Below are 8,696 nucleotides of genomic sequence, written 5' to 3' on the forward strand. Positions count from 1 at the left end.
GCAGCAGGCGCTTGATGCCGGCCTGGGCGGCGGCCGGTCCCGCGGCCAGGCGTCGGGCCAGCGCCAGCCCGGCCTCGGCCAGCTGCGCTGCCGGCACCACCTCGGCCACCAGGCCGATCTCCCTCGCCTGCGCCGCATCGAGCTGCGGGTCGAGCAGCGCGATCGCGAGCGCCCGCTGCAGGCCGACGCGGCGCGGCAGCTGCCAGCTCGCGCCGCCGTCGGGCGTGGCGCCGATGGCACCGTAGGCGAGCACGAGGCGCGCGTCGTCGGCCGCGACCAGGAGGTCGCAAGCCATGGCCAGCGCCAGGCCGAAGCCCGCCACCGAGCCGCCCGCCAGACCCAGCACCGGGCAAGGCAGCCGGGTGAGGCCGGTGACGGCCTCGTGCACCGCATCGATGAGGCGGCCGATCTCGTCGGTACAGGCGACCTGCGACTCGCCGAGCAGGGCGTCGAAGCGGCGCACGTCGCCGCCGACCATGAAGTGCGCGCCGCTGCTGCGCAGCACGAGCACGCGCGGCGGCGCGGCGGCAAGTTCGCGCACGGCGTCGCGCAGTCCCAGCCCCATCGCCAGGTCGAGGGCGTTGCGCGCCTGCGGGCGGTCGAGGGTGATGAAGGCGAGCCCGCCTTCACGCTCGAGTCGCACGCAGTCGCCGTGGATCGGGTCAGGCATGGGCGGCCCCTCCCCGGTACATGGCTTCGATCACGTCGGCATAGGTCTTGTAGACGCTCGCGCGACGCACCTTCATGGTCGCCGTGACCTCGCCGTCGTCGTGGTCGAGCTCCTTGCTCAGCAGGTGGAAGCGGCGGATGTGCGAGACCTGGGCAAGCTGGGCGTTGCCGCGCGCGATCTCGGCCTCGATCAGCGCGCGCACCTCGGGGTGCTCGACCAGCGAGCGGAAGTGGGTGAAGGGGATCTGGCGGCCCTCGGCCCATCTCGACACCGTCTCGTAGTCGATCTGGATCAGCGCCGAGACGAACTTGCGCCCGTCGGCAACGACGATGCACTCCTTGATGTAGGGGCTGGACTTCATCGCCTTCTCGATCTCGGACGGCGTCAGGTTCTTGCCGCCGGCGGTGATCATGATGTCCTTGAGGCGATCGACGATGTAGAGCTGGCCGTCGCGCTCCTCGACCACGTCGCCGGTGTGCAGCCAGCCGTCGCGGATGGCGTCGGCGGTCGCCTCCGGGTTCTTGTAGTAGCCGGCGAAGACCATCTCGCCGTGGACCAGCAGCTCGCCACGCGCGCCGATGCGGTGCTCGACGCCGAGGATGGGCGTGCCGACCGAACCGAAGGCCACCGCGTCGAGCGGCTGACCGGTGATCATGCCGGTCGATTCGGTGAGGCCGTAGACCTCGACCAGCGGCACCCCGAGGGTACGGAAGAAGTGCACCACCGCGGGCGGGATCGGCGCCGCGCCGGTCAGCGCCACGCGCGCCTTGCGCAGGCCGATGAAGTTCTGCAGCGCGCGCAGGATGAGGCCGTAGCAGATGGCGTGGGTCAGGCGCTCGCCCGCCGTGCGCTGCGCCGCCGACTTGTGGGCGAAGGGCGCGCAGGCCGCCAGCGCGCGTGCGAACAGCCAGCGCTGCACGGGCCCGCTCTCCTGCATCCGGATCGTGATCGCCGAGTGCAGCTTCTCCCAGATGCGCGGCACGCCAAGGAACATCGTGGGCGCGATCTCGCGCAGGTCCTCCTGCACGGTGCGGATCGACTCGCCGAAGGCGACGGTGGAGCCGAGGTAGATCGGGCAGAAGGTGGTCAGCATCTGCTCGGCGACGTGGCAAAGGGGCAGGTAGGACAGGTGCACGGTGTCGGCCGCGAGCCCGAGGCGGTCGATGATGCCGGGCGCGACGCCGCGGATGTTGGCGTAGCGGATCATCGCGCCCTTGGGCTTGCCGGTGGAGCCCGAGGTGTAGATCATCAGCGCGAGGTCGTCGAGCCGCTGCGCGGCCAGGGTCTCCTCGACCAGGTGGCGGTGGGTGGCCTCGTATTCGACGCCGAGCCGCTCCAGGTCGGCGAAGGACAGGATGCGATCGCGCACGCGCTCGTCGGCGTTGCGCAGGCCCTTGGTCTCCATCACCACGATGGCGCGCAGGTGCGGCAGCTGGTCGAGCGCCTCGATCACCTTGTCGGTCTGCTCCTGGTCCTCGCACACCACGACCTCGACGTCGGCGTGATTGAGCACGTAGGCCACCTCGGGTGCCGGGCTGGTCGGATAGACGCCGACCGCGATGGCGCCGACGAGGCCGCAGCCCATCTGCGCCAGCACCCATTCGATGCGGTTCTCGGCGAGCACGCCGACATGGCCGCCGGCGGGCAGGCCGAGCGCGCGCAGGCCGAGGCCGACATGGCTCGCGCGGCGGTAATAGTCGTCCCAGCCGATGGCCTGCCAGATGCCGAAGTCCTTCTGGCGGATGGCGGGCCGCCCGGGTTGCAGCCTCGCCTGCTCGCGCAGCATCTGCGGCAGGGTCAGCGTGGGTAGGTTGTTGCTCATGGCCACCCTCTCGATCACGACAGCCAGCGCTTGCGGCGCTTGTAGTGCTTGATGTCGCGGAAGCTCTTCATCTCGCCGTGCCCGCCCATGCCGAGGTAGAACTCGCGCACGTCCTGGTCGCCGGCGAGACGCTCGGCCGGGCCGTCGGTGACGACCTTGCCGTTCTCCATGATGTAGCCGTAGTGCGCCACCGCCAGCGCCACCGAGGCGTTCTGCTCCACCAGCAGCATCGACACCTTCTGCTCGGCGTTGATGCGGGCGATGATGCGGAAGATGTTCTCCACCAGCAGCGGCGCGAGGCCCAGCGAGGGCTCGTCGAGCAGGATCAGCCTGGGGCGGGCGATCAGCGCGCGGCCGATCGCCAGCATCTGCTGCTCGCCGCCCGACAGATAGCCGGCGAGGCCGTTGCGGCGCTCGTACAGGCGCGGGAAGTATTCATAGACGAGCTCCTTGTCGGCCTTCTCGCCCTTGCGCCCGGTGAGTGCGTAGGTGGCGGCGACGAGGTTCTCCTCGACGCTGAGGTCCTCGAACACGCGGCGCCCCTCCATCACGTGGAAGAGCCCCGCGCGCACCAGCTCGTGCGGCTTGGAATCCGCCAGCGGCCTGCCCTCGAAGCGGATCTCGCCGCGCGTCAGCTCGCCGTTCTCCAGCCCGAGGAGGCCGGAGACGGTCTTGAGCGTGGTGCTCTTGCCGGCGCCGTTGGAGCCGAGCAGGGCGACGATCTGCCCGCGCGGCACCGCCAGCGAGAGGCCGCGCAGCACCTGCACCGCCTTGTTGTAGATCACCTCGATGTTGTTCACCTCGAGGACGGATTCGGCCGCACTCATCGCTTACTCCAGCACGATCCAGTCGGAGGCCGGCACCATGCGCCTGGCCTTGGTGTCGGCGCGGTAGATGCGGCCGACCGGGATGGTGTTGCCGCGGAGGGTGACGGGCACGCCGATCAGGCCGCCGGTGTCGAAATTCTCGATCGAGTTGAGCGCCGCCTTGAGGTTGGCCGCGCTCATCTCCTTGCCTGCGGCCAGCGTGCGGCGGGCCGACTCGGCGTACAGCATGGCCGACAGGAAGCCCTGGATGTAGGGCACGTTCTGGTACTCGGGACGCATCGCGCGGATCTTGTCGAGCATCGGCGCCGGTGCGCTCTGGTCGTAGTAGTAGTTGTAGGGCATCACGCCCATGAAGCCTTCGGCGAGCTCGCCCATCTGCATCACGGTCGAGTTGTCCATGGTCCAGAAGGTGCCCATGAACTGGGTGTCCAGGCCCATCTGGCGCGCCTGGCCGATGAATTCGGGGATGGGGCCGAGGATGTAGCCGTGGAAGATGGTGAAGTCGGGCCGCGCGCGGCGCAGCTTGGCGATCTCGGTGGACACATCGACCGCGCCCGGCGGGGTCATGATCTCGATGGCGACGTCGAGCCCGAGTGCCTTGGCCACGCCGCGGCTGGTCTCGATCGGGTCGCGGCCGAACTCGGTGTCGGAATGGACGAAGGCCACCTTGGCGCCGGGCTTCTGCTGGGCGATGTAGCGCAGCAGGATGCCGAACTGCTGGGTGTAGTCCGGGCCGGCGACGAACTGGTAAGGGTACTTCTTCGGGTCGTTGAGCTCGGTGGCGAAGGAGGCGCCCGACATGATCATCGAGCCGGCGCGGTCGAGCTCGGGGTTGATGGTCTTGCTGAAGGCGGTGGAGTCGCCGTAGTAGAAGTTCACCTTGTTCTGGCTGGTGATCTTCTTGAACGCCGCCACCGACTGGTCGACCTTGTAGGCGCTGTCCTCGGGCACGTAGCGCAGCGTGTGGCCTGCGATGCCGCCGGCGGCGTTGACCATCTTCACGTAATCCTGGATGCCGGCGTGGATGCCGATGCCCGCGAAGGCGAACACGCCGCTCATCGGGATGGAGCCGCCGATGACGATCTCCTTGTCGGCCGCCCGGGCTGCGGGCAGGCCGGCTGTGGCGGAGAGGATCGCGGTGGCCAGCAGGCTCTTGAGTACGGTTCTTCTCATGCTTGTCTCCTTCTCTTGATATGGGGTGAAGCGGTGCGGCGAGGAAAGCTCAGGCGCGGAACGGCCAGAGGTGGAAGAAGCGGCGGATGCGGCGCCAGATCTCCTGCAGGCCGAGCGGCTCGAACACCAGGAAGCCGACGATCAGCACGCCGAACACGATGGTGCGCACCGGCGACAGGATCAGCGTGGCGTCGGCCGACAGCGGCAGCCAGCCGACGACGAGCTTCAGCGCCTCGGGCACCATGGTCATGAAGACCGCGCCGAGGATGGCGCCGAGGATGGTGCCCATGCCGCCGACGATGACCGCGGCGAGGAAGAAGATCGACAGGATCAGCGGGAAGCTCTCCGGCGTGACCACGCGGAAGAAGTAGGCCCACATCCCGCCCGCCACCCCGGCGTAGAAGGACGACAGACCGAAGGACAGCAGCTTGTAGCGCAGCAGCGGAATGCCCAGCACCTCGGCGGAGATGTCGCGGTCGCGGATGGCGATGAAGGCGCGGCCGATGCGGGTGCGGAAGAGGTTGGCCGCGCCGGCCACCATCAGGATGGTGATCGGCACGAACAGCCAGTACAGGCGGAAGGAGGTGTCGAAGCTGAGGCCGAGGATCTCCGCCGGCACCAGGGTGATGCCCGCATGGCCGCCGGTGACCGCATGCCAGTTGGCGAACACGAAGTGCAGCACCACCGAGGCGGCGATGGTCGCGATCGCCAGGTACAGGCCCTTGACCCGCAGCGAGGGCAGGCCCACCACCAGCCCGCCGAGCATGGCGACGAAGCCGCCGGCGAGCAGGTTGAGGAGTACCGGCGCGCCCAGCTTCTGCTCCAGCGCGGCGACGGTGTAGGCACCGATGCCCATGAAGGCGGCCTGGCCCAGGCTCACCAGCCCGGTGTAGCCGGTGAGGATGTTGAGCCCGGTGGTGCTGGCGATGTTGATCGCCACCAGGCAGGCGAGGTAGAGCCAGTACTCGTCGGCGAGGAAGGGGAAGCCGATCAGCGCGACGGCGAGGATCGCCAGCCAGGCGTGCTGGGTGCGGCTGTCGAACAGCGCCTCGTCGTGGCGGTAGCTAGAGCGTGCGGTTCCGATGCGCATTACAGCCTCTCGATTTCGTGGGTGCCGAACAGTCCGTAGGGACGGACCAGCAGCACGACGATCAGGATCAGGAAGGTGGCCAGCAGCTTGTACTCGCCGCCGAGGAAGCCGCCCGCGAGCGACTCGACGACACCGATGAGGAGGCCGGCGACCAGCGCGCCGAGCACGCTGTCGAGGCCGCCGACGATCACCACCACCAGCACCGACAGGCCGAACACCCCCATCGTCGAGGAGATGCCGCCCACCGCGCCGACGATGACGCCGGCGATCGCCGCGATCATCGCCGCCACCGTCCAGGACAGCGAGAACACCTTGGGCACGTCGATGCCCATCGAGTAGGCCGCCTGCTGGTCCGAGGCCGTCGCCCGCAGCGCAACGCCGCCGCGCCAGAAGCGGAACACCGCCAGCGCCACGCCGATCAGCACGGCCGCGACGAGGAAGCCGTAGAACACCTTGGACGGCACGAAGGCCTCGCCGATCATCACCGGCGTCGCGGGCATGAACTCCGGCAGGCGGCGCGGCTCCGAGGTCCAGATCAGCTCGACGACGCCGACCAGGATGGAGGCCAGGCCCACGGTGACCATGAAGACCGCGATCGGCGACTCGCCCAGCATGGGGCGGATCGCCACGCGCTCGAGCAGTGCGCCGGCCCCGCCGCTGCCGATCACTGCGACCAGGATCGCCAGCCACATCGGCAGGTTCATGGCGGTGGCCAGGCCGAAGCACAGGTAGGCGCCGATCATCAGCATCTCGCCGATGGCCAGGTTCACCACCCGCGTGGCCTTGTAGATCATCACGAAGGCGAGGCCGGTCAGCGCGTACAGGCCGCCGGCACCGAGGCCGGCGAGCATGATCTCGGCGAGGAACAGCCAGTCGAATTCCAGGCTCATCTCAGGCCTCCACGGCAAGCGCTTGGTGGAGGCGCTGACGCAGCTCGGAGACCTCGCCCGAGCCCAAGTAGGCCTTGATCACCTCGGGGTCGGCCTGCACCTCGGCCGGCGTGCCGTCGGCGATGACCTGGCCGAAGTTGAGCACCACGACGTGGTCGGAGAGGTCCATGACCATGCCCATGTCGTGCTCGACCATCAGTACCGTCACGCCCCACTCCTCGCGCACGTCGAGGATGAAGCGCGCCATGTCCTCGGTCTCCTCGCGGTTCATGCCCGCCACGGGCTCGTCGAGCATCAGCACCTTGGGTCGCATCGCCAGCGCGCGCGCCATCTCCACCCGCTTCTGCAGCCCGTAGGAGAGGACCGACACCGGCATGTGGCGGATGTGGTCGATCTCGAGGAAGTCGATGATGCGTTCCTCGATCTCCTCGCGCAGCTTCATCTCTTCGTGCCGGGCGCGGCCGAAATAGACCAGCGCATCGAAGACGTTGGTGCGCAAGTGGGCGTGACGACCGAGCTTGATGTTGTCGAGCACGGTCATGCCGCGGAACAGCGCGATGTTCTGGAAGCTGCGCGCCAGGCCCAGCCGGGCGCGCTCGGGCGGGCGGGTGGCGGTGATGTCCGCGCCCTGGAAGCGGATGCGCCCCACCGAGGGCTTGTAGAAACCGGAGATCGTGTTGAACAGCGAGGTCTTACCCGCGCCGTTCGGACCGATGACGGTGGTGATGGACCCCGGAGCGACTTCGAAGCCCACGTCGGTCAGCGCCTTGATGCCGCCAAACGACAATGTGAGCCCCTCGACCTCGAGGATCGGACTGGCCTTGCCTGGATGCACCTTGTCTCCTCCTGCCGGCCACCTCTTTGCGGGTGACCTGTGCGTGCTGTGCTTTAATTGCCAGCGAGCGCGACCACACGAGAGGCCTCGAACCGCCGACGCAGACATAAAACTTTTCGCTGCAGCTATTTGCACGCCATACTAGGCAGTATGGCCGACCTTGTGGATGACAGAACCGGCCGATCGATTGACATTTTCTGCCACCAATCTCTTGCACATGAACGAGCGTCAGCACGCACCGGCGGTCACCGTCTCCATCCGCATGGTCTGCCAGATCCTGGATCGGCTGGGTGAGCACAGGCCGCTGGCCCTGGAATGCGTCGAGCGCGCCGGGATCGCTTCCGCGCTGCTGGAACACGAATCGGCCCGTGTGACGGTCGAGCAGTTCGCGCTCTTCTACCGCACCCTCGCGGTCGAACTCGACGACGAGACGCCAGGGCTGTTCTCACGCCCGCTGCGCCCTGGCACGCTGAAGTTCCTGTGCCTTGGAATGCTCGACGCCGCCAACCTGCGCGTCGCGCTGCACCGCTTCTGCTGGTTTTTCCGCCTGGTGCTGGACGATCTGCACTTCGAGCTGGGTGAGGACGAGGGCCTGAGCCGCATCGCGCTCGTCGAGCGCGTTGCGCTCCAACCCCACCGCCCCCTGATCCTCGAATTGATGCTGATGCTGGTGCAGGGCATCGCTTCGTGGATGATCGAGCGCAAGCTCCTGTTCGCGCGCGTGGATCTCGCCTATCCGGCGCCGCCGCATGCGGGTGAGTACATCAACATGTTCGCCGGCCCGGCCTGCTTCGATCGCCCGCTCACCGCGCTCTACATCGAGCCGGCCTTCATGGACGCCCCGATCCGCCAGGACAAGGCCGCGCTGTCGGCCTTCCTGCGCAAGGCGCCGATGGACTGGATCCACGTCTCCGTGAGCGAGCGGCTGTTCACGCACCGCGTGCGCGATCTGCTCGAAGCCGGGCTGGGAAGCCCGCAGTCCGTGGAAGACGTTGCCCGTATGCTGCACATCTCGGCGCGCACGCTCGCCCGCCGACTCGATGCGGAAGGAACGCACTTCCAGGCGGTCAAGGACGCGCTGCGCCGCGACGTCGCCATCGCGCGGATCTCGCGCACCGACGAGCCGATCGGCAGCATCGGCGCCGATCTCGGCTTCGACGATCCCGCGGCTTTCAATCGCGCCTTCAAGCAATGGACGGGATCCCCGCCAGGCAGCTACCGCAGGGCGGGGGCGGGCCGCTGAGCCTGTGACGTGGTCGCCGAACGGACGGCGGCCGCGTTCGCGCCTTGCGGCGCGCGTACCCGGGGACGGATCCGCGGGGGCTCAACCCCTGCGTTCTGCGTAGACGGCACGACGCCCCAGGCACGGATGTGTGCGTGGGGCGTTGT

Annotated in this window: 8 protein-coding genes; 1 reads left to right on the forward strand and 7 read right to left on the reverse strand. The window is 68.4% G+C overall.

Annotation, left to right across the window (positions count from 1 at the left end):
* The 7 genes from C665_RS16615 to C665_RS16645 all read right to left on the reverse strand — a co-directional run.
* On the reverse strand, positions 1 to 670 hold a 670-nt coding region (locus C665_RS16615), incomplete at its 3' end, for an enoyl-CoA hydratase/isomerase family protein (RefSeq protein WP_004323268.1).
* The gene (locus C665_RS16620; RefSeq protein ID WP_004323271.1) at positions 663 to 2,492 is read right to left on the reverse strand and encodes an AMP-dependent synthetase/ligase; all 1,830 of its coding nucleotides are present in this window, start codon (positions 2,490 to 2,492) and stop codon (positions 663 to 665) included. The genes C665_RS16620 and C665_RS16615, both read right to left, overlap by 8 nt.
* 14 nt (positions 2,493 to 2,506) lie before the next feature.
* On the reverse strand, positions 2,507 to 3,319 hold the full coding sequence (locus C665_RS16625; protein WP_004323273.1) for an ABC transporter ATP-binding protein: 813 nt from the start codon (positions 3,317 to 3,319) through the stop codon (positions 2,507 to 2,509).
* Between the two features lie 3 nt (positions 3,320 to 3,322).
* Positions 3,323 to 4,492, reverse strand: a complete 1,170-nt coding sequence (locus C665_RS16630; RefSeq protein WP_004323274.1) for an ABC transporter substrate-binding protein — start codon at positions 4,490 to 4,492, stop codon at positions 3,323 to 3,325.
* Positions 4,493 to 4,541: 49 nt separating this feature from the next.
* On the reverse strand, positions 4,542 to 5,582 hold the full coding sequence (locus C665_RS16635; protein ID WP_004323276.1) for a branched-chain amino acid ABC transporter permease: 1,041 nt from the start codon (positions 5,580 to 5,582) through the stop codon (positions 4,542 to 4,544).
* The gene (locus C665_RS16640) at positions 5,582 to 6,472 is read right to left on the reverse strand and encodes a branched-chain amino acid ABC transporter permease (protein WP_004323278.1); all 891 of its coding nucleotides are present in this window, start codon (positions 6,470 to 6,472) and stop codon (positions 5,582 to 5,584) included. Before C665_RS16640 ends, C665_RS16635 begins: the two co-directional genes overlap by 1 nt.
* A gap of 1 nt (position 6,473) precedes the next feature.
* Positions 6,474 to 7,307 carry an ABC transporter ATP-binding protein gene (locus C665_RS16645; RefSeq protein WP_004323279.1) on the reverse strand — a complete coding sequence of 278 codons (834 nt, stop codon included), beginning with the start codon at positions 7,305 to 7,307 and terminating at the stop codon, positions 6,474 to 6,476.
* 217 nt (positions 7,308 to 7,524) lie between these two features.
* Between C665_RS16645 and C665_RS16650 the strand changes: the two genes are divergently transcribed.
* A complete protein-coding gene (locus tag C665_RS16650; RefSeq protein WP_004323280.1) occupies positions 7,525 to 8,550 on the forward strand; it encodes an AraC family transcriptional regulator in 1,026 nt (341 codons plus the stop codon).
* Positions 8,551 to 8,696: the final 146 nt, after the last annotated feature.

Origin of the sequence: Thauera aminoaromatica S2 (genome assembly GCF_000310185.1) — a bacterium.
GTDB classification, from domain to species: Bacteria; Pseudomonadota; Gammaproteobacteria; order Burkholderiales; family Rhodocyclaceae; genus Thauera; species Thauera aminoaromatica.